Origin of the sequence: Rhizobium ecuadorense (assembly GCF_001187535.1) — a bacterium.
Classification (GTDB): Bacteria; Pseudomonadota; Alphaproteobacteria; order Rhizobiales; family Rhizobiaceae; genus Rhizobium; species Rhizobium ecuadorense.
In genome coordinates this window covers 1-25,943 of record NZ_LFIO01000020.1, presented here as the reverse complement: position 1 = coordinate 25,943, position 25,943 = coordinate 1, and the positions used below count along the sequence as shown (strand labels likewise).

At 58.1% G+C, this 25,943-nt stretch carries 21 protein-coding genes and 4 pseudogenes; 17 read left to right on the top strand and 8 right to left on the bottom strand.

The window, feature by feature from the left end; all coding sequences use genetic code 11:
* Positions 1-409: 409 nt before the first annotated feature.
* From repC to AF337_RS00175, 4 genes and pseudogenes are all read right to left on the bottom strand, one after another.
* Positions 410-1,642: a plasmid replication protein RepC gene (repC, locus tag AF337_RS00190; RefSeq protein WP_049730539.1), complete on the bottom strand. Its 1,233-nt coding sequence runs from the start codon at positions 1,640-1,642 to the stop codon at positions 410-412.
* A gap of 155 nt (positions 1,643-1,797) precedes the next feature.
* Positions 1,798-2,838, bottom strand: a complete 1,041-nt coding sequence (gene repB, locus AF337_RS00185; protein ID WP_049730538.1) for a plasmid partitioning protein RepB — start codon at positions 2,836-2,838, stop codon at positions 1,798-1,800.
* A complete protein-coding gene (gene repA, locus AF337_RS00180; protein WP_049730537.1) occupies positions 2,835-4,046 on the bottom strand; it encodes a plasmid partitioning protein RepA in 1,212 nt (403 codons plus the stop codon). The genes repB and repA overlap by 4 nt, the downstream gene beginning before the upstream one ends.
* 443 nt (positions 4,047-4,489) lie before the next feature.
* Positions 4,490-5,114, bottom strand: a pseudogene (locus tag AF337_RS00175) (site-specific integrase); the annotation flags it as partial.
* Positions 5,115-5,183: 69 nt separating this feature from the next.
* On the opposite strand from AF337_RS00175, the gene AF337_RS00170 reads away from it, so the two are divergent.
* The gene (locus tag AF337_RS00170; RefSeq protein WP_049730536.1) at positions 5,184-5,825 is read left to right on the top strand and encodes a nucleotidyltransferase family protein; all 642 of its coding nucleotides are present in this window, start codon (positions 5,184-5,186) and stop codon (positions 5,823-5,825) included.
* Positions 5,826-6,009: 184 nt separating this feature from the next.
* The gene (locus tag AF337_RS41560; RefSeq protein ID WP_152970852.1) at positions 6,010-6,492 is read left to right on the top strand and encodes a hypothetical protein; all 483 of its coding nucleotides are present in this window, start codon (positions 6,010-6,012) and stop codon (positions 6,490-6,492) included.
* A gap of 349 nt (positions 6,493-6,841) precedes the next feature.
* Here the strand turns inward: AF337_RS41560 and AF337_RS00160 are convergent.
* Positions 6,842-7,739 (bottom strand): annotated as a pseudogene (locus tag AF337_RS00160) (LysR family transcriptional regulator).
* A gap of 97 nt (positions 7,740-7,836) precedes the next feature.
* On the opposite strand from AF337_RS00160, the pseudogene AF337_RS00155 reads away from it, so the two are divergent.
* Positions 7,837-9,023, top strand: a pseudogene (locus AF337_RS00155) (MFS transporter).
* A 33-nt stretch (positions 9,024-9,056) separates the two neighbouring features.
* Positions 9,057-9,803 carry an SDR family oxidoreductase gene (locus AF337_RS00150; RefSeq protein WP_049730534.1) on the top strand — a complete coding sequence of 249 codons (747 nt, stop codon included), beginning with the start codon at positions 9,057-9,059 and terminating at the stop codon, positions 9,801-9,803.
* Positions 9,804-10,489: 686 nt separating this feature from the next.
* Here AF337_RS00150 and AF337_RS00145 read toward each other — a convergent pair.
* Positions 10,490-11,407 carry a recombinase family protein gene (locus AF337_RS00145; protein ID WP_049730533.1) on the bottom strand — a complete coding sequence of 306 codons (918 nt, stop codon included), beginning with the start codon at positions 11,405-11,407 and terminating at the stop codon, positions 10,490-10,492.
* Positions 11,408-11,920: 513 nt separating this feature from the next.
* On the opposite strand from AF337_RS00145, the gene AF337_RS00140 reads away from it, so the two are divergent.
* The 11 genes from AF337_RS00140 (at position 11,921) to AF337_RS00090 (ending at position 22,414) form a co-directional block, all read left to right on the top strand.
* Complete coding sequence (locus tag AF337_RS00140) at positions 11,921-13,066, top strand: RHE_PE00001 family protein (protein WP_049730532.1); 1,146 nt, start codon at positions 11,921-11,923, stop codon at positions 13,064-13,066.
* A gap of 36 nt (positions 13,067-13,102) precedes the next feature.
* On the top strand, positions 13,103-14,047 hold the full coding sequence (locus AF337_RS00135; RefSeq protein WP_049730531.1) for a DUF4238 domain-containing protein: 945 nt from the start codon (positions 13,103-13,105) through the stop codon (positions 14,045-14,047).
* A gap of 139 nt (positions 14,048-14,186) precedes the next feature.
* On the top strand, positions 14,187-14,369 hold the full coding sequence (locus AF337_RS00130; RefSeq protein WP_049730530.1) for a hypothetical protein: 183 nt from the start codon (positions 14,187-14,189) through the stop codon (positions 14,367-14,369).
* Positions 14,366-15,466, top strand: coding sequence for a DNA cytosine methyltransferase (locus tag AF337_RS00125; protein ID WP_082336719.1), 1,101 nt, complete (start codon positions 14,366-14,368; stop codon positions 15,464-15,466). Before AF337_RS00130 ends, AF337_RS00125 begins: the two co-directional genes overlap by 4 nt.
* On the top strand, positions 15,463-15,915 hold the full coding sequence (locus tag AF337_RS00120) for a very short patch repair endonuclease (RefSeq protein WP_244471144.1): 453 nt from the start codon (positions 15,463-15,465) through the stop codon (positions 15,913-15,915). Before AF337_RS00125 ends, AF337_RS00120 begins: the two co-directional genes overlap by 4 nt.
* Complete coding sequence (locus AF337_RS00115; protein ID WP_049730529.1) at positions 15,912-18,149, top strand: ATP-binding protein; 2,238 nt, start codon at positions 15,912-15,914, stop codon at positions 18,147-18,149. Before AF337_RS00120 ends, AF337_RS00115 begins: the two co-directional genes overlap by 4 nt.
* Position 18,150: 1 nt before the next feature.
* Positions 18,151-19,353, top strand: a complete 1,203-nt coding sequence (locus AF337_RS00110; RefSeq protein ID WP_049730528.1) for a hypothetical protein — start codon at positions 18,151-18,153, stop codon at positions 19,351-19,353.
* A 4-nt stretch (positions 19,354-19,357) separates the two neighbouring features.
* A complete protein-coding gene (locus AF337_RS00105) occupies positions 19,358-20,041 on the top strand; it encodes a hypothetical protein (RefSeq protein WP_049730527.1) in 684 nt (227 codons plus the stop codon).
* An 84-nt stretch (positions 20,042-20,125) separates the two neighbouring features.
* A complete protein-coding gene (locus AF337_RS00100) occupies positions 20,126-20,878 on the top strand; it encodes a restriction endonuclease (protein ID WP_049730526.1) in 753 nt (250 codons plus the stop codon).
* 141 nt (positions 20,879-21,019) lie between these two features.
* A complete protein-coding gene (locus AF337_RS00095; protein WP_244471143.1) occupies positions 21,020-21,991 on the top strand; it encodes an HNH endonuclease in 972 nt (323 codons plus the stop codon).
* A gap of 108 nt (positions 21,992-22,099) precedes the next feature.
* Positions 22,100-22,414: a hypothetical protein gene (locus AF337_RS00090; RefSeq protein WP_152970851.1), complete on the top strand. Its 315-nt coding sequence runs from the start codon at positions 22,100-22,102 to the stop codon at positions 22,412-22,414.
* A gap of 252 nt (positions 22,415-22,666) precedes the next feature.
* Here AF337_RS00090 and AF337_RS00085 read toward each other — a convergent pair whose 3' ends face one another.
* Positions 22,667-23,407, bottom strand: coding sequence for an SDR family NAD(P)-dependent oxidoreductase (locus tag AF337_RS00085; RefSeq protein WP_049730524.1), 741 nt, complete (start codon positions 23,405-23,407; stop codon positions 22,667-22,669).
* Positions 23,408-23,675: 268 nt separating this feature from the next.
* Here AF337_RS00085 and AF337_RS39345 point away from each other — a divergent pair.
* Positions 23,676-24,032 (top strand): annotated as a pseudogene (locus tag AF337_RS39345) (ATP-binding protein); the annotation flags it as partial.
* A gap of 366 nt (positions 24,033-24,398) precedes the next feature.
* Here AF337_RS39345 and AF337_RS00075 read toward each other — a convergent pair.
* Positions 24,399-25,271 (bottom strand): LysR family transcriptional regulator, encoded by an 873-nt coding sequence (locus tag AF337_RS00075; RefSeq protein ID WP_049730522.1) that lies wholly within the window; start codon positions 25,269-25,271, stop codon positions 24,399-24,401.
* Positions 25,272-25,404: 133 nt separating this feature from the next.
* On the opposite strand from AF337_RS00075, the gene AF337_RS00070 reads away from it, so the two are divergent.
* A partial coding sequence (locus tag AF337_RS00070) for a hydrolase (protein ID WP_049730521.1) occupies positions 25,405-25,943 on the top strand: 539 nt, incomplete at its 3' end.

Here is a 25,943-nt window from a genome sequence, read left to right as displayed (position 1 = left end):
CGAAGCGTCCAACTCGAAACAGCGCGAACTTGGCGGCCCGGGCGGGGGCAGGCCGTTGCTCACCATCTAAGATGGCCTGATTTCAATGGCTTGTCGCGGTTAGTCGCGACTAACGACCGGTGGGTCCAATCGGCGAGAGCCTGTGATCGGTTTCCGGCCAGCATCCGCCAATGCCTGTCTTCTGCGCCAAAACGGAGAAGTGGAAGACGAACGCTTTGAAAGTCTTAAGCACTGCCGGGTCTCTCCCTTGTCCACGCCCTACACCCGCAGCGGACAGCCAAGAGCTGGATTTCCATCCCTTGAGTATCGCAGTTCGGCGCCTTTGATGCCAGGTCCAGATTCGTTCGTCGATGGCACGGCCGAATCCAAGCAATCCGGAAACCAATGAAATTTCAGTGATTTAGCGTAGTTAGTCGCAACTAACACCGTTATCCCGCTTTGTCGACCTTTCACCATTGCTGCGAAGTAATGCCATAATAACCGGCCCGAGAGAAAACTCACCCCGCTCCGTCCGCCGCGTCAGATCTCGCAGATAGCCACCGGGAGAATTGATCAGATGTGCGCGCTCCAGAATGCAGGACACTGCGACAGCGGCGTTTTCCGGTCCCATGGCATCGCAAGCATCCTGATAGGCGGACGGGCTTACGCCCAGCATCGATCTTACCACCACGGCGGCCAACATCAGGTCGCGCCAGCTCCCCACCGCTCCGCCCGGCCCATAGTCGCTGATTTGCGGGCAGGCTTTCACCACAATCCCAAGTGGGAACGCTTTTAACGGCTCGTTCTTCGGCCGGCGGGTTATCTCCAATTTCGCGCCCTGCTCTTTTCCAGAGCTAGGTTCAAGTTCATAGGTGGATTCGGGATTTGAATTCTGTATGTGCTGCTCAGTATGAGCATCAATGGTGCTATCAGATCGTGAATCTGACTGCATATCCAAACGATTAAGGATCTCCTCGCGAAGAAGCTCCATCTCATCGAGAATGTTTGTGATGTCTGCCATGGTCGGTGTCCGCGGGATGCGGCCTACAAGGTCCACATACATTGCTTCAACAGCCGCCCAGTTGCCGTCGGCGCCCTCCTCCATCGCGGCCGAAATCAGTTTGCGGACGTCACGCCTGCAGATTGTCAAATTCTCCTTGGCCTTCCTAAAAGCTGAACGAGCCGCGACGACCTTCTGGGCGACAAGCGCAAGTTCTTCGGCGCGGGCAAGGATCGGCGACAGGTCGAAGCCAAACGCATTGTCGATCTCGCCTGCGCCGTTCTTCCGAGCGTAACGTTTGCCGTTGGCGCTGTCTCTGCGGACAATCAGCCCGCAGTCCACGAGAAATGCCAGGTGGCGCCGAAGCGTCGCCCCAGCCATGCCGTGGGCGCGAAGGATCAATTGCGCATTCGAAGGGAACACGACCAATTGTGCGCCCTGGCGAAGTTCGGTTTCCGGATAGAAACTCAGCAGCGCGTCGAGAACAGCGAGGCTGTTTGACTGCAATCCAAGCTCTTCACGGGCTTCGGAAGCGTCCCGAAAGACCTTCCACTTGTCGACGGATTTGCCTGCCTTGATCTCGTTTGCGGCAACTTGCCGCTTCACGAGAGCAAGCGTCATAGGCCGCCGCCCAAAGGGCGTCGTCACACTTCCTGTCTGCATCGTCTTTCACCTTTCAGAAGGCAAAAGAAATCAGCTCACCAAATCGGTGCCAAAGACTCTTGACGAATATTCGTGGAAGTGCGATTCTCAGGTTGCTTAGATCTGAAAGAGGTTTCCACGACGGCGACGTTTTGGGGGCCTTTTTCTTTTTCCGCTTAATCTCCGTTATTTATTTGCTCTAGAGCGCCGCTCTTGGAGCGATGCTCCTCAAAAAGGGCCGGCAACCGTTCGAGGACGAAGGCCGCGAAATCAGGCATCTCGCGTCGATCGATCGAGAGGTCCAACTTGGTTTTGCTCTTCGTCACCTGGGCAAGACGCACGCCCGTGGGCGTCGTCAAAAGCTCTGGAAGTCCACGTTTTGCAGGTTCCGGTTTCAGGTGAGCGAGAAGCGACTTGAACCGGTCGGGGGAGGGAAGGGCTTTCGCCTCCGCAGATCGCAAGAAAGATGAAGCCTGTTCAAGAACGGTGTCGCGCGTAAGAAGATCGGCGAGACCCACCCAACTTTTCAACCCGATCCCGGGCGCCGAGCCGATCGCGTCGATAACGTCTGCGGGAATGCGCGTCACGACCGACAGCATGTTCGACAGGTCGCTTTTGTAGACGGACAACGCGGCCATTACCACATCACGCGAAAACTGTTCATTCAGTCGAGATGCGAAGCGTGCCTTTTCGATGAATGTGAGGTCCTGGCGTTCATTGTTTTCCTGGCCCTGAGCAATGACGAGTTGCTCGTCGGTAAGATCCCTGACGACCGCCTTGACGGCACGGTTCAGTTCCGTGACCGCACGCAAACGCCGATGGCCGAAGGCAACCTGATACCGGCCCGGTGTTTCCGGGTGAGGGCGAACGAGGATCGGGATCTGCTGGCCGTGTTCTCGGATCGCTTCGACGAGCGCAGAGATATCGCTGGGCATCCGGTCCTGTACGAAGGACGGATCAATGCTATCGCTATCGAGCTCGACGATCGTCTGGCCTTCCGCAAGACGTTTTTCGATTTCTTCGGCGCGCTCGAAGCGAGCCTTGCTTTCTGCGAAGGCACCGCCAACCTGGGCGGTCAGGCGCGACGCCGCCGGCGCTGGTTCGGCTGCAGTGGTGCCGAGGAGTGGAAGGATGCTCCGGCTTTTGACCGGTCTTTCGATTGGCGCCGTCACAGCACCGGTTGTCCTCGGGGCCCGGAGTATATCCTTCCTGCTCATGGCTTTCTTCCCCATGCCTTCTTGATCAGTGACTCGATCTCATCGTTGACGTTGTTCATCGCCTCTAACGCGCGGTCATAGGTGGCGCGGGTGAATTGGCCTCTTTCCACTTCGAAAAGGGTCTGGTTGGTCAGGCCTGCGTCCGAAACGGCTGTCGTCTTCAGCATCGGGAAATTAAGGACGTTTTCCCCGAAAATGGCCCTCAGGTAGCCGACCATCTGGTTTTGTGGCCCGTCACTGGGCTCGAAACGCGTCACGAGATAGCGCATCCAGTTGTAATCGAAGCGGGCGCCGTGAGATGAGATCTCCCGAAGCAGGTCCGATGTCATCGACAGGAACTGGTTCATCGACATCACGTCGAGCATCTGGGGGTGCACGGTGATCAAAACAGAGGTTGCGGCGGTCAAAGCAGACAGGGTAAGGTAGCCGAGCTGTGGCGGGCAATCAATCACTACGACATCGTAACTGGGTGCGACTTGGTCAAGCACCTCGCTGATGCGATGGAAGAACATCGTATCGCCGATCTTCCGCTTCATCAGCGCCCGCGGCGTATCGTGTTCGAACTCCATCAGTTCGAGGTTGCCAGGGATCAGATGAAGGTCGGGGATATAGGTGGCGCGCACGATTTCGGCCATCGGACGTGCGTCGTCGTAGCGTATCGCACCGTAAAGTGTCTCGTTTGCACCGACATCGGTCTCTGGTTGGTTGCCAAAGAGAGTGGACAGGCTCGCCTGGGGGTCGAGATCGATAGCAAGCACTCGGTAGCCCCGAAGAGCGAGATACTGGGCGAGGTGAGCAGCCGTCGTCGTCTTGCCGGACCCGCCCTTGAAATTCATCACGGAGATGATCTGGAGCGCTTCGTTGTCACGGCGATGGGGAAGATAGCGGCGATTTCCGCGACCCACCTGGTCGAGATGCTTTCGGATCTTATGCATGTCCTCGACGGAATAGGACCGACGACCGGTCGGACTGGTGCTGACCTGCAGACCCTCGAGCTCGTTTGCGAGTTGACGGAGATATACCTCTTTCACACCGACCAGCTTTGCTGCTTCCGCCGGCTGAAACGTGCGAATGCCTTTTTCCGCTGTGGGGGGAAAGGTCGCGAGCTGATGCTCTTGCAGTTGCGCCGACAAGGAGCGAGAATGGCGCTCAATCAAGCCCATCAGGTCTTCATCTTTTGGCGGTAGTTTTGCAGCGATTTTGGGCATCCCCGAACCTGATTTCTTAAAATAGCGCTTCTGAGCGGAAATTCCCAATCACTCCGCTGCTGACAATAAGCATCGATTCTAACAGACTGGCAAGCTATTTAGGGTTAACAAAACCTTAACGCGCTCACCTGGAAAGCACACCGCGCCCGGGTATGTCGTTTACAAACAGTGCGTTAAGGCCGCCGCGCAAACAAGCGGCTCAAATCCATCAACTGGATTCTTTGCACACCGTGCCAGAACAAATGACGTCCAGCCCATCGACGTTGATAATTTGGCACATTTGCGTGCGCAGTCGTTGCGACTCAGTCGACAGGACCGGGAACACTCGACGTAGCACGTGTAGAGCCTCATGGAATTCGAAGGCTATCGCAATAATGCTGCGAACGCCGTCTTCTGGACCGCCGAAATCTGGGAAGCAGTGACGGCAATCCTGCTGTGGCCATTTATGAAAGTAGTCGCGCGCTCCTTCCGGTGCGTCGGGTGGCGCCGTTGTAGTAGCTCGACGCTTGTTGAACGGATCGTTGGCGCGACTGCTCCATCGCTTCAGGTAGGGACACGCCCCGGTCCGCCGCTTCCGTCAGGTATCCCGACCGCGGCCCATGCGCCGAAAACTCCCCGGCTCCAACCCAGCCATCTCCGCCCGCTGCTTGAGCATCGCATTGACCGACTGCGGATCGAGTGCCCGCTTCGATACCGTTCCCCAGCGCCCGATTCCGCGAAATACACTTCCGCTGTCGATCTTCGCCGCCGTCATCCAGGTATTGAGCGTCTTGGTGCGGCCTAGATGAATGGCGAGGGAGGGGAGGGGGCTTCCGCCTTCGACCCGAATGGGCGGCTCGACGGTCAATTGCTCGCGGCGCGGTCCGCCGACCTCGCTGCGCCTTCGGCCGCCGGAGCGAAGGCGACCATTAGGATCGCCCGGTCCCGCAGGTCGCGCAGGCTGCCGGTCGTGCAGGTCGCCAGCAGTTTTGCCAGCACGTCGCCGGTCACGGCCTTGGCGCTCTTCCGCCTCCGGGTCCGCGGAACTGCCCGCACGGCGAGGCGGATCGCGGATTTCAGGGCAGGGGAGGTGGACAGTGTTCTGGTCGCGGCGCACTTATAGCGAAGCATCACGAGCCAGAAAAGGAGAAGGGAGCGATGATCAGTTCCACACACAGATCCGATATAGATGGCCCTTATCCCTGGGTTTCCATCGTCATCCTGGCTGCCGGCAAGGCAAGCCGCATGGGCGGAAAACATAAACTCCTGGCACGGTTCGAGGGAGTGCCGCTTGTGCGACGTGTCACTTGTATCGCGACGGCAAGTTCGGCCTCATCGGTTGCGGTTGTGACAGGCCATCGGGCAATGGAGATCGAGCAGGCACTCTGCGGATTAGACGTCACCACCGTGTTCAACCCGGATTACGGCCAGGGACTGGCCACCTCCCTGATAAAGGGCATCTCGTGCGAGAGCGTTCGCCATGCATGTGGCGCGATGATCTTGCCGGCGGACATGCCGGCCGTCACGACGGCGGATTTGGACCGGCTGATCGAAGCCTTTCAAACGGCTGGCGGCCGCGCGATCATCCGCGCCGCTGGGAACGGCCAGCGGGGCAATCCCGTCATTTTGCCGCGGGCATTGCAGGGCGACGTTCTCAGGCTGAAAGGCGATGTCGGCGCCCGCGACCTCATCCGACAATCCGGATTGCAGATCGTCGACGTCGATATCGGGGAGGGCGCGCACCTCGACGTGGACACGCCGGAGGCAGTCGAAGCTGCAGGCGGAGCTTTGACGACATGAGACCTGACTGTCGATAAGAGTTCAACGCTGCGTTCAGCAGTAGCCTGGGGTGGCAACGTCAGGGGAGGCAGGCGACGGCTCTTTTAGGGGGCATGCCCGGGAGAATTCCGGTGTTGAGAGTGGCGGTTGGATCCGAACGAGATCATCAGTCCTGGCTTGAACCGGATGGCGGAGTGAGCCAGGTGTGCTGCCGCATAAAGGGTGGCAACCCACCGATCTCATACTGTTCGATCGAACATCGCCGTTCGTGTTCGTATTGCCTGAGCAATCCCTGCAACACCGGCTTCATCAACCCATACTGCGCCGGCTCCGGCTTGCGATGGGGCCGGCCAGCGCGTTCATTGCAATCGCTCGGGAGAATGGCATGGCAGAGTCAAACGTTCCGCTTTTTGCTTTCGTCGATGAAACAGGCAATACCGGTCACAACATCTTTGACGAGATTCAGCCAGATTTTTATACCGCCGCGCTGATCAGTCGCGGAAACTTCGATACGCATTTTGGCGATCGCGTCAAAGTCATCGCGTCGGGCTCGGATACACTGCGCTCCACGGAAAGGAGGCCTGCCGCGTATCGAGGAGACATCCTGGATCTGTTGATAGCCGCTAAGGCGAATTTTTTCGTCGCGCGGGTCGAAAAGAAATGTCTTCTGGATTCGAAAAGACCCTGAAATCCTATCACGATCTGCTGTCGACAGCCGCCTCCGACGGGATCCGATGGGCCGGAGAGACCTACTCACTACATTGTGCGTGAGGTCTCGCCGCAAGCGCATAGTTGCGAAGGGGAGGGGTACTTTGAGGCCTGACGCCGTCGTCAGATTGGCCACGGGCGCTCCAAATTGCGGGTCTCGCCGGCCTCCAAGACAGTGATTAGGTGCGATTCTTTCTGTGTCGATTGGCTTGATCGAGCGGAATCAATTTCATTGTGTTGGCAGCGTTCTATAGTCTTCCAGGATTACCGGAATCTTCCGGTTGGCCGGAATGCGCCGATAGGAAAGATCGGACCTATGAGGCCTAACACTATTTCCGCTGTCTAAACCTGAAAGCATCCACGAACGCCGAGAAGGCGGGGGAAAAATTGCGCCGACTCGGATAGTAGAGATGGTAGCCTTGGAAGGTCGGACACCAGTCCACAAGCACCCGCCGCAGCCGCCCATGTTCGACATGTCGCACGACGAGGTCCGTGGGGACATAGGCAAGACCGATACCGTCCAATGCAGCGTGTATCGCGGGTACGATGTTGCTCAAGGTGAGCTGGCCCTCCACCCGAACGCTGAATTCATGGCCGTCGCGCTCAAATTCCCAGGCATAAAGCCCTCCGGACGTTGGAAGGCGAAGGTTGACGCAGTTGTGACCTGTCAGGTCCTGCGGGATCGACGGCGACCCGTGCCGCTCGAGATTCGGGCGAGGCAATGACGGAATAGGACATATCGGGTCCTATTCGCGCGGCCACCATGTCACGGGCGATGGCCTCCCCAAGACGGACGCCAGCGTCGAACTGTCGCTCGACAATGTTGGTGAATCCGTTGTCGACAATGATTTCCACTGTCACGTCGGGAAAGTCCCGCAGAAATGCCGACAGCCGGCGGCGAAACACGAGCTCGACCGCATCGTCGGGGCAGACCACGCGTACGGCGCCGAACGGCTTGTCGCGCAATGCGCTGATCGCGTTGATACCCGCGGCGATGCTTTCGAAGTGTGGCTGGATGCTCTGCATGAGACGTTCGCCGGCCGCCGTGGGTGCGACATCCCGAGTTGTGCGGGAAAGGAGCCGAATGCCCAGCCGTTCCTCCAGCGCGCTGACTGTGTGACTGAGAGCCGAGCGCGTGAGGCCCAGCTTGGCAGCGGCGCGCGTGAAGCTCCGCTCCCTGGCAACTTCCAAGAACGCTCTCATTTCGGTGAACTCGTCCCGCCGCATTGTTGAATTTCCCTCACCCTAGCATGCAGATTATACCTTCTAGTCGATTCAAACCTGTTTGGCTATTTATTGCGGCAACCGCACAGGAGAGCCCGGAATGGCCATCGAGCTGGCAACGATTGACGTAGTCTCGAGGGAAACCGCAGAAACCCCATGGGCGGCCGTAACCTGCCTGTCACTCCTGACCTTCCTTCTGGTCGGGCTGGAGTTTCTGCCAGTAAGCCTTCTGACCCCGATCGCCGGAGAACTATCGGTATCGGAAGGCCAGGCCGGGTTGGCCATCACCGTCTCGGGCGTCTTCGCTTTAATCACCAGCCTCTTCGGCAACGGCTTTCTGTCGAAATGGGATAGGAAGGCAGTTGTCCTGTTCTACACCGGGGTTCTGGTCCTCTCCAGTCTGACAGTCGCCATCGCTCCCAACTTCGCCGTCTTTCTCGCGGGTCGGGCTCTTGTCGGCGTCGCGATCGGTGGTTTCTGGTCGCTGTCGACAGCCACCTCGCACGTCTGGCATCGAAGTCGGACCTGCCGAAGGCCATTGCTTTGCTCCATGGCGGCACCGCGCTCGCCATCGTTGTCGCGGCACCTCTCGGCAGCTTTCTCGGCGGGCTGATCGGCTGGCGCGGCACCTTCCTGATCACGGTTCCGATCGGTCTCGTCGCCCTGATCTGGCAATTTACCGTTCTACCGAAGATGCCTGCGACGGAAACCGTGTCGGTCGGCCGGATGTTGTGCCTCTTGCGCAACCGCGCCTTCCTGATCGGCATGACGGCGACGGGTCTCGTCTTCATGGGCATGAACGCGCTTTCGATCTATCTGCGCCCGTTTCTCGAAGGTGTCACGGGGGTGGAACTCAATACGCTCTCGCTGATGCTTCTGGGTGTCGGACTCGGCGGTTTGGCCGGGACTTCCCTGATTGGCTTCGTTCTGCGCCGACACCTGACCGCCACGCTTATTGGCCTACCGGGCACGGTCGCCCTGATCGCTCTCCTGCTGATCGGCTTCGGGTCTTCACCGTGGGCCACCGCGGTTCTTCTCGTGCTCTGGGGATTGTTCTCGACCCCGACCCCGGTGGCCTGGAACACCTGGATGGCGAGGTTGGTCCCCGGTGAATTGGAAGCGGCCGGCGGTATCCAGGTCGCGCTGATCCAGTTGTCCATTGCAGGCGGGGCGTTTGCAGGCGGCGTTCTATTCGACATCGCAGGCTGGTGGAGCGCTTTCCTTCTGGCCGCCCTTCTTCTTGCGGGTTCGAGCGCGTTCGGAGCGCTCGCCGGCCGACGCGTTTAACCCTTTCAACAAATCTCGAAACAGGAGAACATCATGTCTAAAGGCATCGAAAATAAAGTCGTCGTCATTACTGGGGCGAGCAGTGGCCTTGGAGAAGCTACGGCGCGCCATCTCGCCGAGCGGGGTGCCACCGTGGTGCTCGGTGCCCGGCGGCGTGACCGCATCGATGCATTGGCGGACGAACTTACCGCAAAGGGCTACAAGGCCAGGTCGGTTCAGACAGATGTCACGGACAGGCAGCAGGTTAGCAATCTGGTGGACACGGCGGTGAGCGAATTCGGCCGAATCGATGTCATGCTGAACAATGCGGGCCTGATGCCGCTTGCCCCGCTCGAACGTCTCAAGCTGGATGAGTGGGATCGCATGATCGACGTCAACATCAAGGGCGTGCTTTATGGCATCGCCGCGGCGCTGCCGCACATGAAGGCGCGAAAGTCCGGACACATCATCAACGTTTCCTCGGTCTATGGCCATGTCGTCGACCCGGGTGCCGCTGTCTATTGCGCCACCAAGTTCGCCGTCCGCGCACTCTCCGAAGGGCTGCGCAAAGAGGTGAAGCCATACAACATCCGCACCACCATCATCTCGCCCGGCGCGGTCAGCACCGAGCTTCTCGAGCATATTAGCGAGAGGGACATCCAGGCGGGCACGAAGGAATTCGTGAGCAAGATCGCCGTCGGTGCAGACACGTTCGCCCGGACGGTCGCTTTCGCAGTGAACGAGCCCGACGATGTCGACATCAACGAAATCCTGTTCCGGCCCACGGCGCAACCAGTTTGACTGGACCCGAGCCATGTCGACGAACACCATGGCTATGACCCGGCGAAGGATGCCAGGAGCCGACCGACGTCAAATCAAAATGACCTTCAACGATCTATCGCTGACGGCCAATTCATTGCTGGATAAGAGGCCCCGGCCCCGAGAAGGGAAGGCGGCTTCTATCTCCAGGGCTGTCACGGGCGCCATCCAGGAAACATGTTTCCGCAGCGAGCGGCCGACAATCCACCGCCGTCCACGACCGTGTTCGATTGATTTGTCGCGCGCGAAGGTTGCCGGCCCCTCTTCGAAGGCAGTGAGGGCTCGCATCGATCAGGCCGATCGGAAAAAGCTAGATAAAGCTCAGGACCGGTGCACGCGCTGCACGTCAGCGATACGCTCCCGTCATGCAATGGAGACCGTGCAGAGCGATCATTATGGCGATCACAGACCTCCTCTTTGGGCCGGCCTCGGAGAGGAAACGACTTCATCCCTGCGTTCAAAGGCCTTTCGGCAATCTGAGCTCGGACCATCGGCCCAAGATCGTCATGCCCCTTTACCGACCTTGGTGAGGCCAGTCTTAGCGGTTCGGCTGGGAAACGAATACCGGCAGCTCGCCCGCGACATCATCGAGAGCCAGATTTGGAAGTCTCTGCAATCGAAATCAGGGCGGGACGAGACCGCGCAATTGGCATTGATGGTCAGTATCCTCAATGGCGAATGAGACCGAACCGATGCGCCTCATCCAGCAGGTGACGAACGGATGATGGCTGCCATTTGCGTCCGCCGCGCGCCGGTCGCTCTCCCATGTCATCGAGCTGGGCGGCAATGTCGCGCAGCGACAGGCCGGGATCGGCGATGGAAATAGCTGCGACGAGCTTCATGAGGTGATCCTCTGGCGCGCGGCGCGGAGAGCGGACCAATAGCTCAGGCTCGGCCAGCTTCTCGCGGACTATGCGATGCACGGCTCGACGTAGCCTTTCCACCGTCCAGTCATGGCCTCGGCGATTGAGGACCCGCACGACATTCTCCCAGCTATGCTTTGGACGAAGTTGCCGAACGGTCGGAAGCCAGGTCTGGGCAGAGGCGATCAGCTCGTCGAGATAGATTTTTTCCCGGGCCTTCGATACCGCCTTGATCGCTTCCGGTCGCCTCTCCCGAAGGCCTGGATTGCCTGGCAGCTTGCCGCGGGCTCTGGCCGCCTTGATGCCTGCCTTGGTTCGCTCAGCGATCAGCGCTCGCTCGAGCTGCGCGACGGCACCAAGGACCTGGAGAGAAAACATCCCTTGTGGTGTGGACGTATCGATCGGATCGCGGATCGACCGAAAATGGATACCACGCTCTTCGAGATCTTCGATCACCTGGAGAAGATGGCTCACAGACCGGGCGAGGCGATCCAGCCGGACGACGACCAGCACGTCGCCAGCAGTGAGGTCGCCGAGCAGCCTTGTCAGAACTGGTCGTGCCCGCGATGCCCCTGAGCCATGCTCCTGAAATATCCTCTCGCAGCCGGCGGCACGCAGCTCGTCCATCTGTGCGTCATGGACCTGATCTTCGGTCGAGACACGGGCGTAACCAATGAGGCGCTTTGGAGCTGGCGGCGGATTGGCGGATTGTCGTTTTGCCATAGGTTTTTTTCGGGTCTCTTGCGGTGCCTTGTACAGATAAGGAATGCGTGAGAAAATGTTCAGTTGCAAGCGTGTTTTAGGCATTGAATAGCGGCCCGTCAGACTCGAAATGCTACCGCGGACGAGCAACGGAGCGTCCGCAGTGGCAAATGCGCGTCAGCGAGCTTCCAGGGCGGAAATGTCGGAAAACAGCGGCTTTGGTGATGGCTGCGGGAGGAGAAGCCTGCTGAAGGGCGCCGGCGCTCAATTCCGGAAATGAGGACCGGCCATGTGCACCGACGGCGGCCGCCGAATTGCGATGAGTGAGTCCGGTTATCCCGGCCGAAATCGCCTTGGAAGCCCGGAAAACCAGACGTTTCCGACGATCCAGGGCGACCGACATGACTGATTTGCGCCTCGAAATCAATCACCTCCGATAAGGGATACTTATCGGAAGTGAAGTGCTTAACTTTCAGCCATACCAAGTGAGGAACCATAACTTTCAGATAGAGTTCCTTTAGAAAATCATTTACCATGATTTCAATGCGTTACGATTTCGGAAAATTGCCAATGTCGACTCTGATTGGCCCGGCTTTTGAAGCGGGCATCGCGCTGGCACGTCTCGACGAGCGCATCGCCCGTTCCCCGGTCGGTAAAGGTTGGATCGAACGTTCGCAGTTCACCGACGCCTGCGCCTCGCTGTGGATCGACGGCGAGCTCGTCCACCTCGAAGACCTCGTCCTCCACGACGACATCCGTGATATTCGCACACCCACCCATGAGCTGACAATCGCCTGCGACGTGTTGCGAACCCGCCGGCGCATCGGCGCCCAGCCACCGGGCTGGGCCTTGTCGGCTGAGGGTGTTCGCGCCCTCAGGCAAACCTCCGACGCGACGTTGGTCGGTGATGGCGAGGCCCAGGCGATTGGTGGCATCCGGCACGCCGCCACGATCGATCCGGAAGGGGAGGGGGATGCGGACGCCGGCGAAGATCTCCACGGCATCGACTATGCCGCCATCGATGCGGTGATATCCCGATCAAACGCCGCCATCGAAAACGCCACGCGGCCCGGCCGCACCACCAGTGGTCAGGGCGCGGAAAGAGATCCGATGGTCTATGATCTCGATTGGGATGAGGATGTGCGGCTGGAGGAATGGCGCGGCGTGTTGCGACAGGCCCAGGACTTGCCGGCGGTGTTGCGGGCGATCATCGCTCTCGATGCCTGGAATGTGTTGCAGGTCCTGCAGCATGCGCCGTGGCTTGGCCGGCTGCTTGCCGCCTCGATCCTGCGCCAGGCCGGTGTCACGTCAGGCACCCATCTCGCCGCCATCAATCTTGGTCTCAAAACCATTTCCGTCGATCGGCGCCGGCATCGCGATCGCGAAACACGGCTGCTTGCCATTGCGCACGGGCTGCTCGCGACCGCCGAGATCGGACTGAAAGAGCATGACCGGCTGACGCTGGCGAAAACGATGTTCGAGCGAAAAGTGGATGGGCGCCGCACGTCGTCAAAGCTGCCGGAACTGGTCGAGCTCGTCATGGCGAAGCCGCTGGTGTCGGCGAAAATGGTGGCGAAGACGCTCGAGATGACGCCGCAGGCGGCGCGGCGGATCGTTTTGGAGCTCGGGCTCAGGGAGTTGACGGGGCGGGGGAGGTTTCGGGCGTGGGGTGTCGTTTGACGGCGTCGTGATTAAGCTAGGCAATAGAGGGTGGGAATGAGTGAACGAACTAAACGGCAACACGTCGTGCCGCGCTTCTATCTGAGGTATTTCACTCAGGCGGACGGCGAGCTTTGGACGCACGATTGTATATCGGGTAACGCGCGAAAAACCACGCCGGAGAAGACGGCGTACGAAACGAACATCTATACGCCAGTCGGCGAGGATGGTGTGCGGGTCGACTTGATTGAGGATACGCTTGCAAAAATCGAGTCGCGTGCTGCAGAGATCTATCCCGATCTTCTCTCTTTTAAGAAATTGTCGGACGTGGCCAAACTCGATTTCGCGGTCTTTCTAGCCACTATGTTCACCCGCAGTCCCGCTCAGCTTCGCCAGTTCGCGCAGTTCATGGGCCAGATGGCAGTGTGGGGAAGCAAACATGAGATGGAACGTGAATATCGAGCAAAGGAGCGGGACGGGTCGCTCTCCGAAATCGATGCGGCGGTTTGGGAGTTGCTCCAGAATGACCAACTATACGAATTGAGCGTCGACCGGCGCGTCGGCCTCCTTGCGTTTCAGCAAGCCGATACGCTGGCGCATCTCATGACACGCATGACTTGGAACTATGAAATCAGCGAAGGTCAGCAATTGGCGACGAGCGACAATCCGATGTTCTGGGTGAAGGGGGATGGGCCTACATATGTCGGCGCCGGCGGCTTCGGTGTCGGCAACCCCCACGCGGTGATACCGTTTCCGCTCAGCCCAAACGTCATCCTCCGTCTGGATTGGCGACCCGACATCGTTTGGAAAAAGCTAGGGCTTGATCGCCGGCGAGCACGGTTGGCAAATCAGTATCGAGCCAAACACAAGGAGAGATTTCTCTTCTTCCGCGATCGGGACGACGGCCTGTGCTCATTGGCGATGAAATATGGCGACCCGGTGACCCTGTTGAGCACCGGCGCGCCTTCGCAAAACGTCCGCGTCGTTCGGAAGCTTACCTGATACAAAGCTCAAGTGGCAGCTGATCCGGTGGGATAGCGTGTGCCGTGAATATTTTGCTCGTAACCGTTCGTAAGGTAGAGTCTTCTTAACAACATGATATATAGAAGTACGATCATCAAACTTTAGCCGCGTGGGCGATATGAGCGACGCCGAGAACGACAATCTCCAACTAAAAATACCGTCGGCATTGAAGCGGGAATTGGCCATGGATGCGGCAAAGAAGGGCGTCACCATCCGGTCGCTGATCCTGAGCGCTTTGGCGGCGGCTGGTTATGAAATTGCGGACGAAGAGTTGCGGGACAAGAGAAAGGGGCGGTCATGAGCCATGCCATCGGTTCGGTCGAAAGCGGGATGGGCGCTCAGGTTCAGACGACGCACAGCAGTGGTTCGGTGGTTGATCTATTCTGCGGCGCGGGCGGTCTGTCACACGGGTTCAAACTCGAGGGCTTCGATGTCGTTGCCGGTGTCGATATCGACGAGAAATGCCGCTTCCCCTTCGAGGAGAACAATGATGCGCCGTTCTTATCGCTTGATGTCGCTCACATCGACCCAAAGGAGTTGAACGATCGGTTCATTCCAGGAGCGCCGAGAATTCTCGTCGGTTGCGCCCCGTGTCAGCCATTCTCGAAGTATTCGCAGGGTCGGGAGGATGGGCGCTGGCAATTGCTAGAGCATTTTTCAAGACTTATCTGTGAGATGAAGCCTGACATCGTTTCGATGGAAAATGTGCCAAGGCTCCAGAAATTTAAGGATTCTGCCGTTTTCCATGCATTTGTTCGGGCGCTTCGAAACAACGATTATTTCGTCGATTGGACGGTGGCATATTGCCCTGATTTTGGCATTCCGCAGTCACGATCAAGGCTCGTGCTTCTCGCGTCTCGGTACGGGCCGCCCGGGGTGCCAAGCCCCACACACAAGCGCGAAGAATATGTTACGGTCCGTCAAACAATTGGATCGCTTGCAGCTATCGGCGCAGGCGAGGCGGATGTGAATGACCCGCTGCACCGTTGCAGCGCGCTCTCGACTACCAACGTCGAGCGAATGAGAGCCTCGAAGCCTGGCGGCAGCTGGAGGGACTGGGATGGTGATCTCGTCACGAGTTGTCATCGGAAGGAGAGCGGTCAGGGATATTCTTCCGTCTACGGCAGAATGGAGTGGGATCAGCCGGCGCCGACAATGACGACACAATTCTTCGGGTTCGGAAACGGCAGATTTGGGCATCCGGAGCAGGATCGTGCAATCTCGCTGAGGGAAGGGGCTTTGATTCAGACCTTCCCTCCAGGCTATGCGTTCGTCCCGGATGGACAGAAAGTCGAGATGAAATCTGTGGGCCGATTGATCGGAAATGCTGTCCCGGTGGATTTGGGTCGAGCGATCGCTCGGAGAATCAGGGATCACCTCGCCGAGTATGTCGCATGAACTCGGGCTCGGACGCCGTCGACCCAATTCGGCACCGCATCATGGCTTCTGTCGGTCAGAAAGACACGAAGCCTGAAATGGTCGTGCGGCGGCTGCTGCACGCGATGAACTATCGTTATCGACTGCATCGCCGGGAACTGCCGGGGCGGCCGGACATCGCGTTCGGCAATCGGAAAAAGGCGATATTCGTTCATGGGTGCTTTTGGCATCGACACCCCGGGTGCAAAAAAGCCTCGGTACCTGCGACGCGTTCCGAGTTCTGGGCAGACAAGTTCGCACGTAATGTGGAGCGCGACAGGGAGGTTGAGCGAAAACTTCAGGCTCTCGGGTGGACGACGTTGACGGTCTGGGAGTGCGAGACTTCAAAGACAGCGTTTCTCCAAGAGAGATTGAGAGCCTTCCTGGAATCGGGCGAGAGTGGTGCTAACGAAGGTGGAAAACGCCAATGACTTCTGTCGCGTCGCCGGCCGTGCAGAGCCAGGATGGATACGATGAGCAGCTGGCGGCGGCGAAGAATAAAACGGCTCTGTTTAAAGCCGATTCGGCCCTTCTGAGAGAACTCGGCGAGCGGTTGGTTGGGAAGCCGTACATTGCTTTGGCTGAACTGATCAAAAATGCGTACGACGCCGATGCGTCTCGATGTATCGTTGAATTGTCCGAAACCGAAATACGCGTTTCGGATGATGGTCACGGCATGGCCGAGAAGGAGTTCCTTGATTACTGGATGACCATTGGTACCCGGCACAAGCAGCACTCGGACCACAGCAGAGGTCTGGGCCGCCGAGTGACAGGGTCAAAGGGTGTGGGTCGTCTTTCGGCGCAGTTTCTAGCGCACCGAATGCAACTGTTATCGACGGCTGCCAACTCCAAGACGCGCCTTCACGCCTTCGTGGACTGGGAGAGCGCTATAGACACCGGGAGCCTCACAGAGGCCGAGGCGCTCTACCGTATCGAGGCATCGGATGGGCAGATCTATCCCAGGCGATCACCACATGGCACCGTGGTAGTACTCCATGATTTGAAGCAGACCTGGGACGAGGAAGAAATCCGTGAGTTGGGGCGCCAAATATGGATGCTCAACTCACCGATTTATCTCTTCGGTACCAGTCGTCGTCAACGAAACGATGCAAATGATTTCCGCATTGTCTTCAAGACAGATTTGCCTGGGATCGACGAGGCCTTCGAGACCCAGCTCACTCAAGCACTTGAGAATTATCAAGCCATCATTCGCGGCAAAATCGATCGTCAAGAGGGCCGCACCGTGTCCCTGATAACGGTAGAATTCGACGACGGCAAAACACATTCCGAGAAGTTCGATTGCCCTAATTATCTTCGGGAGGCCGATTGGGAAATTCGGATCTATAATCTAGCCGGGCGACAGGCCGGAGGTGTATCCGTCGTGGATATGCGCGAATATTTCGAGCGATACGGTGGGGTCACGGTTTTCGATAAGGGGTTCCGCCTTCCCTACTATGGGGCCGAGAACGACTGGCTTGAACTGGAGTACGATCACTCGCACCGGCGCAATCGATCGAAGCTGCTGCCCGATCACTTGCACGTGGCTAGGGCGTTGAACGACCTACCGACGCAAGGGCGTATTTTCGGGGTCGTGAACGTCAATACATCACGAGAGAACCGGTTGGCAGAAGGGCGCCGGAAAGACTCGGGCGAGTTCCTCAAGATCCAGGTGTCACGCGATAGGCTTGTCGCCAATAAGGCATTCAGCGCTTTGAAGGACAGCGTAAGGCAGTCCATTGATTACTACGCAACACTCAAACGACGCCGAGTAGCGGAAACCATCGAAATCGTGCGCCCGTCGGAACGACCGGAGTCCAAGTTGCGGCGCATGCGGAGATTGGTTGATGACGCTATCGCCTCTTATCCGAATGATGAGAATATTGCCGCCATTGAGAGCGAGCTCGACGACGTAGATGCCAGCCTTGAGAAGGTGCGTGAAACCGACGAAGCCTCGCGGGTTATATTGGGGCCGTTGGCTTCCGCCGGGATGGCGGCTCTGGCAATCGAGCATGAGACGAGAAAGGAAATGCAGTCCGTTCGCTCCAAGCTGCGGAAGCTGAAAAAGATCGCGAAAGAGCACGATATCCCCGACCTTAGTGCTACGACAAACGAGCTCGTTGCCTGGGTGGATAGGCTCGAGGCGACGCGAAACATTTTCCTGCCACTCATGGACGCCGAAGATCGAGAGCAGATAGAGCCATTGGAGTGCGAGAGTGTCGCACGCGCCGTGGTGCACAATCTCAAACCATTGCTTGGAAACGTGACTATCGAATTCCAGATGCACAGGGGGCTGTATTTTCCTGCCGCCGCGTTCTCAGAGTGGAGTGCTGTGCTTCAAAACGTTCTTCTGAATGCCGTGAACGCGACCCTCGACAGTGACGAGCCAAAGATAGAGATTTCGTCGACTGTCCATAATCGCTACGGCTATCTATGGGTGTCCGACAATGGGGTGGGCATTGGTGAGAACCCAGACGATATGTTCAAGCCCTTTGCAAGAAAGTCGAAGATTTCGCAGGAGCGGCGGGAACTCGGTATGGGCGGCACAGGGCTAGGTCTAACCATAGTGGAGATGATTGCCGACAGCAGAAATTGCTCAGTTGCCTTTGTCGATCCGGAAGAGGCATGGAGCACGACTTTTGAATTGAGTTGGAGAGTGGAGCGTTAGCATGCGAATTCGGGTTTGCGACGATGATGAAGAGCTTGCCAATTCCTGGGTCAAGGATATCGGAGATGCCCTCCAGGACGGTGATGACGTCTCACGTATGGACAACGCTAAAGACGAGATATCGCAACTCTTGAACCGGAAGATCGCGGTCGAGAATAAAGAGGATCCCCGCGCCCACGCAACTCGGTTCGACGAAATCGATATATTGGTCGTCGACTATGATCTTCTTCACCTTGACGGCGCCGGCAGCAGAACCACAGGCGAAGGAGTGGCTCGGCTTGCCCGGACTTTCTCGACATGCGGCGCGATCGTCGTGATGAACCAATACCGAGGCGCGCAATTTGATCTCGGAATGAGGGGCCATCTCGAGAGTTTCGCGGACGTCAATGTCGCCGCTGATCTGATCGGTAGCAAGTCGCTCTGGCGTGCTGTCGCACCGCAAGCCGACCTTTTCAATCCGACCTTCTGGAGGCCGATGCCCGTGCTCCTTGAAGCCTCACGAGACCTTGCAAAGTCGCTATCCGACAAAGGTTTCGACGCGCCGATAGCGGCCCAGATAGGTTTGGAATTGGAAGCCTCGACCGAGTTGTCCGACACGGCATTCGGCTTCTTGAGTGGAAAGGCACAAACTGCAGAGGACCTTCAAAAGATTACGCTTCGTGAGTTTTTGACTCAGTCGCTTGATCCCAAAATCGTTGAGCCGTTATTAGATACGATGCCTGACGTGCTGTTCAATTTCGCGTCGTTCCGCATCATCAAGTGGCTGGACAGAGCAGTCCTGAGGCCAATGGATGTCCTTATAGACGTTCCTCATTTGATCGATCGATTGCCTTTCCTAATTCTTCAAGAAAAGAACGATATTGATGACCCCGATGCTTGGTCTCAGGCAGCGCTCGATCCCGAGGGGCGTTTGAATTGGGAGCTCGTTTCTAAGTACCGCAACGATGCTGCGTCGAAAGCGCTTGGTAGACTTGTCATCGACTGGCATCGATTGTCCCACGACAGTCAAATCGACGACATGCAGGATGAATACCTCGAAAAAAACGCCACTCGCTTCCATCTAGCCGAAGACACGTCTCGTTTTCTGAAAAGAGAGAATCTGACGCAATATCGCGCAGATTTTCATAACTTCGGCGACCGGCGAGCGATCGAGAAGCTAGCCACGATTACCTACGGCCCTCAGCGCCGCATGCGTTTTGGCTGATCTCATGACGGAACAGTTCGAGGCTGTGATTTCCATCCTCAATCGTCTCAGAGACGAAGGATTGGAGTGGTATCGAAGTGCAGCAACAGCCGACGTCGATCTGCTTCAGCGCCGTGTGTCGGGAAACTTCTCTGTCTTCGACAGTGGTGAACTACACACTATTGGCCGGAAGCCCAAGGGAAGTCTTCCTTCCAAGAAGATCCTGATCATGCCCCCTTTAGGACATGAGAAGGAGTCTGTCCTTGGCATGTGGCTAAGGTGGGATTTTACCACCGATCCCTTCCAATATCGGTTGTTCTTGGGACATTGGTCCGAGATCGAGGGGCAGAAGTCCTTCATTGCATTTCGGTTTGAGGCGCCAGAGCAAGGCGAAGAACACGACTATTACCATTGTCAGCCTTGCAGAAATTTCGGCGACAAGGAGAACGTGCCACACGCCGTCCCCGTGTCGGAACATTTTCCGACCGTACCGATAAACGCGTCCAACATTGTGGAGTTGACGGCATGCGCGGTCATGGCTGCGGTGGGAAGGAAGCGGATGAGGACCTTGCTCCAAAAAATGATGCGCGAGTCGGGGATTTCATCGAACGAGGCGCTACTGACGGCCTACGCAAGATGCTGCAAGGAGGCTTCCGTCGATTTTTCCCGCTTCGCCTCAGCAAAAAAAGAGGTCGCGGCAGCAAAGTGAACCGTCAGGTCTAGACGACAAACTGCGACGCGACGATCCCGGCGAACCAAGGATCGTATGGATGGTGTTCGGGGAGCTATTACGATGAAGGAGGTGTGGGAGGACTGGAAACTCTATGAGCGCTTGGTCGCTCGATTGATGGCGGACCAGCTCTCGACGGAATTTTGCGTCACTCCGAACGCTTCGATTCGAGGGGCCATTACCGGTATCAAGCGACAGATCGACGTTCTGATCGAAGCGCGACATGACACCGACAACACACGGCGGATCATCGTCGACGCGAAGCGGCGGAAGCGCAAGATCGACGTAAAGGATGTGGAGACCTTCCGGGGGATGATGGAAGATGTAGGCGCAACCCATGGTTATCTCGTTTGTCCGTACGGATACACGCCAGCAGCGGAAAAGAGAGCCCAGACTGCGGTAAGCATCCGCTTGCTGCCGCTTGACCGTCTAGAGGGTTTTGATCCGAGAACTTGGCCTCGCTGCTCTCAGCCAACCTCCAGAAACGGACGTGTCTTTTGGGATGGCTATCCAGAGGTCTCGCTTGGCCTTATGGCCCTCGATGGGACCCCGACGCGACGCGCGTTCGTCCATAATGTCGGCAAGTGCGATCGCTGCGGAATCTTTCATGTATTCTGTGCGACTTGCCGTCAGATCCTTTGTGTTCCCGAGGATGACGACACCGACATAGGCCATCAGTGCGCGTGCCGGCTGCCGTGGTTCTGGCTCGCGTCGATCGAGGAGGATGAACGAGGTGCGCAGTCCGCCGAACTTCATCTCGTTATGGGCCTTGGCGATGTCCGGACAGTGAACCGGCGATCTCTATCGACGGCGTGATTGCGCGAGCGATGTGAGATGCAGCGTAACGGGCGGACGGTACACAGGGACGAAATGATCGAGTTGACGCCGCCGAGATAGCCGCCTGATCGTCGTATGCGCGGCTTAGGGATGGCAATCCCGGAGGACTAAGGTGGTCGCATGTTGATCAGACGCGCGGCCCGCGTTACGTTCGAGCTGAAGGGGAGAGCGGGGTTTTTCGTGAAAGGCATTTTCGATACCAAGCGCGATTCCGGTTACAAGGACGAAATCGCGCTCCGGTACCATTTCCCGAAACAATACCGCGCCATCGTTGAGACATTGGTCGACGGTCGGATCATATATCGTGAGCCGCAACGGAACGGTGGTCGCCGAGCGTATGTTGCAACGGCGAAAGTTGTGGCTATCGAAGATGATCCTATCAAGCGCGGCCACGCCTACGCCGTCGTGGCGGAATATCAAGAGTTCGATGAACCCGTACCCTTCGTCCACGATGGACGCTATTGGGAGACATCCCTGCATTCGGTGGCGGACCCAACACGCGTTGGCGCCTTCCTCCAGGGGAAATCCGTTCGCGTTATTCCTGAGACTGATTTCGCGGCCATCGTTCGAGCGGGGCTCTCCGAGACCCTTGCGGCCGGCAACGCCATCCGGCTGGAACTCGATCCGCAGCATGTCGACGGCCCCACACAGGAGCTTCTAGATCTCCCGCTCGTTGAGCAGGAACGTTGCATTGAGCAGATTCTGATGAACCGCAAGATCCGGGAAGCCAGCTTCCGACGCAAGATCTGCGATGCATATGACAACCGCTGCGCTATCACCGGGCTCCGGATAGTTAATGGCGGGGGCAAATCCGAAGCACAGGCTGCCCACATATGGTCGGTAGCCGAAGGTGGTCCAGACGTCGTACAGAACGGCATCGCGCTCTCGGCCACGGTTCACTGGCTTTTTGACAGACATCTCATCTCTTTGACCGACGATTACCGGATCCTCGTTTCGCACAACAAGGTGCCGTCGGAGCTGCGGATCTTGTTTGCCAAGCAGATGGATCGAATCCATTTGCCTGGAGATGCCCGGCTGTGGCCACTTCCGGCGTACGTCGCACGGCATCGAGAACGTTTCAGTTCGGTTTGACGGCACTCACTTCCCCGTAAGTGAGACCAGCATCAACGTAGGTGGTGGTCGCTGCCGATTGCGCTAACAGAGACTGATATGGAACAGAGTCATAGCTGAGGATGTGGAATGGCACTCGGACAAGTCATCAAATTCAAAAATGGCTCATATGACGTTCGCGCGATTGTGGACGGCCGCTTTGTCGTTCGGATTCGTAGTCGTGCGACAGGAAAAGAAAGTTACAAGGTATGGACCGAAGAAGAACGTGCCAAGTTTGATCGAGATCAGGACATTGCTGCTGACAGAGACGATCGAAACAACCAAATATACGAGCGACGCCTTGCTGGAGAAACATATAAGAGTTTGGCATTGGAGTTCGGACTGAGTTCAGCCGCCATCACACAAATATGCGCGCGACAATCACGACGGGAAAAACGCGGCTAACCGACTGCGCTATCATGGGCATCAACTGACCAGGTCAGATCTCTGGGTAATCTGGGCTTGGACTCGGTCTTAACTCAGTGCTTAGCCAAAGAAAATTCAACTTCGATGGGGTTTTACCAACAGGGTCACAGGTTCATATCCTTTCATCTTTACTGTAGAAATCTTGCGCAGCCTTTGACTGCAGGGAACGTTTCCGATGTCGCGGAAAAGCGTGGCCGTCCTCAGCGAAGGCCACGCCTGTGGGGAAGTGCGTCAGGCTATCGCGCCGCCGTCTGCGGTAAGCGTCGCCCCCGTGATTATGCTCGCGGCGGAGCTTGCCAGAAATACCACGGCGTTCGCGACCTCCTTCGGCTCGCCGTAGCGCCCCAGCGACGTCAGGCTTCGCTGGAAGTCTGCAGCCGCGCCGCTTGCCGGGTTGGCGTCCGTGTCCGTTGCGCCAGGCTGGACGAGGTTCACGGTGATGCCAGACGGCCCCAGTTCGCGAGAAAGGCCACGCGTGAAGGACGTCAGTGCCGCCTTCGACATTGCGTACGGCGTGAGCCCAGGGAAGGGTACCCGCTCGCCAAGCGCCGAGCCGATCGTGATGATTCGTCCGCCGCCGTTCAGATGCGGGATAACCGCCTTTGCGAACAGCACCGGCGCTCGCACGTTGACGTCCATGAGGGTTTGATATTCGTCCAGGTTCAGATCGGCGATGTTTCCCGAATGGCCGATCGCTGCGCTGTTGACGAGGATGTCCAGCCCGCCGAGCGCGGCCACGGCGTCTTCGACAGCCCGCGCGATCGCCTGCGGATCGGCGCTGTCGGCCTGAATGGCGGCGGCTCGACGGCCGCGGCTTTCGACGGACCGGGCAACCGCCGCGGCCTTCTCGCTCGAACTCTGGTAGGTGAACGCCACATCGGCACCATTCTCCGCAAGTGCTTCGACAATGGCGGCGCCGATACCGCGAGAGCCGCCAGTAACCAAGGCGCGTTTTCCACTCAAATCGATCATGGGATTCGGTTCCTTTCTTCGTAGTAGTGAATTCGGGAGGGCCCCTGCCTTGCGTTGCTCCCGAAGGATGTCTGCCTATTTCGTGGCCTCGGCGCAGCGGTTGAAGTGGCGGTGGATGCGACAGCTTGTTGCGCGGCGGGGAACGGCGACCGCTTTTCATCCGGCTCGTTGCAGGTCGCGCAACATGGCGTTCCCGACAGGCAGCCCTTTCTCGGGACCGTGGACCACCTACATGTCTCCACACGTTTCCTCTGAGAATGGAGTGAAGATGAAGGCCGCCGTCTATGACAATCCGGGACCTCCGTCCGTGCTGGTATTCGCCGACGTGCCTGATCCGGTCTGTGGGCCGGATGAGGTTCTGATCAAGGTAGAAGCGATCTCCATCGAAGGCGGGGATCTTCTGCAGTCGGAGATCGCTGAGAAACAGGCACGGTCGATCCGCTACCAGCTCAGCATCGCCAAACTGCCGCTCGCCAAGGACATCGACGACTTCGAGTTCGCCAACACACCTGTCAACGAGGGTCTGGTCCGCGAGCTCGCCGCCGGCACCTTCGTCGCCGACCAGCGCAACGTCGTCCTCGTCGGCGGCACGGGAACCGGCAAGAGCCATCTGGCTATCGCGATTGAATATTGGACGCCGACAAGGGGTCAATATTCCGAGCCGATTGACATATCGGCATCCGAATTCGACGAACCGCCTGCCATTTGTCAGCTATGGCGTCTTATTGGGTTTCGACGCATTCAGCCTTGTGCCCGAGTTGCTGACACAGCCGCTGCAGGTGATCGTCGGCGGGCGCCGAGGGTCGACCGGCCAATACGAGGCAGGGAAGCGTCTGTTCGACCTTTCGCCGTCGAAGGCGAAGCACTTCCTCGAAGTCGAAGGCGTTGGCCACTACGATATGTAGTACAAGCGGGAACAGGTTGGCCCATCGGTCGCAAGGCTGGCCGAGTTCTTTTCAGAGCATCTTGCACCGTAGGATTCGGCGCGCTCCTAGGAGCCGGAGTCGAAGCATTCAATCAGCATCTCGGTTAGCACGCGGACCTTCTTGGCAGGATGCTGTCCAGGAGGCCTGACCACGAAGATGCCCGCGGTAGGCGGCGGGTACTTCGGCATCACCTCGATGAGCGCACCTGATGCGATATGCTGGTCCGTGAGGCCGTTCGGAAGTCTGGCGATGCCAAGACCTTCCAATGCGGCTGCGAGCAGTGCCACTCCGTTGTCGGCCTTGAAGCGGCCTTGCGGTCTGATGTTGAGCACCTGGTCGCCATCGGTAACCTGCCAGATCTCCGTTCCCTGCATGAGCGCCTCATGCTTGATAAGCTCGTCCGGTGTTTCTGGCGAACCATTCGCGGCCACGTATTCCGGGCTTGCGACAAACCTTCCATAGAGAGGTCCGACGCGCCTGGCCACGAGATTGGAATCCGGCAGGTAGCCGATCCGGATTGCGCAGTCGAAACCCTCGGTAATGAGATCGACGAAGCGGTCGGTGTAGCACGAGATGACCTGGAGCTGTGGGTGTCGGCGCGCCATCTGAGATAGAACGGGAGCGAAGTGCGTCGGGCCGAACGACAGAGGTGCGGCGACCCTGAGCCGCCCGCGCAGCTCGCCCGCGGGGAGGATCGTCTCGCGCGCCGCGTCGATTTCTGCCGAGATCCTCGCCGCGTAATCGCGAAACGTCGCGCCTTCCTCGGTCAGTGCGATGCCGCGTGTCGTGTGTGCGACGAGCTGGACGCCCAGTTCCGCTTCAAGGCGCGCGATGCGTCGGCTCACCATGGACTTTGAGACACCAAGCCGTTGCGCGGCGGGCGTAACCCCTCCTGTGTCGGCGACTTCTACGAAGGTCCTGAGATCGTCGATTTCCATTTCGCGTTCCCCATTCTGCAACACAGCTCGCGTTTCTGAGGGCTACCGCATCAGGGCTGGCGCTGACAAGGTTTTCGTGGATCGACGTCCCACGGACGCGTTCACACTTTCGACGAACCAAAAAGGATATTTCATGACCTTTCGTAACGGCCTCGCCTCGCTTCTGCGCCCCGAAGACTCGGTGCTCGTCCTTATCGACCATCAGCCATATCAGCTCGCGAACGTGAACAGCCACGAGCCGACGATGGTGGTCAACAACACCGTCGGCCTGGCGAAGGCGGCAAAGGCATTTGACGTTCCAACCATTCTGACAACGGTGATCGCGGAGCGCGGCGGCAACCTGTTTCCGCAGATCGCCGACGTCTTTCCCGGCCAGGAAATCATTGACCGAACGCTCATCAACACATGGCAAGACCCGAAAGTCGTTGACGTAGTGAAGGCAACAGGCCGCAAGCAATTGATTATCGCCGGCCTCTGGACGGAGGTATGTGTCGCCATGCCGGCAATCCAGGCCGCAGGCGAGGGCTGGGACGTAACCGTCATCACGGATGCATCGGGAGCCGTCTCCGCCGAGGCGCATCAGGTTGCAATCCAGCGCATGATCGCAGCCGGGGTTAACATGATGACGTGGCTCGCGCTCGCGGCCGAATGGCAGCGCGACTGGGCCCGTGC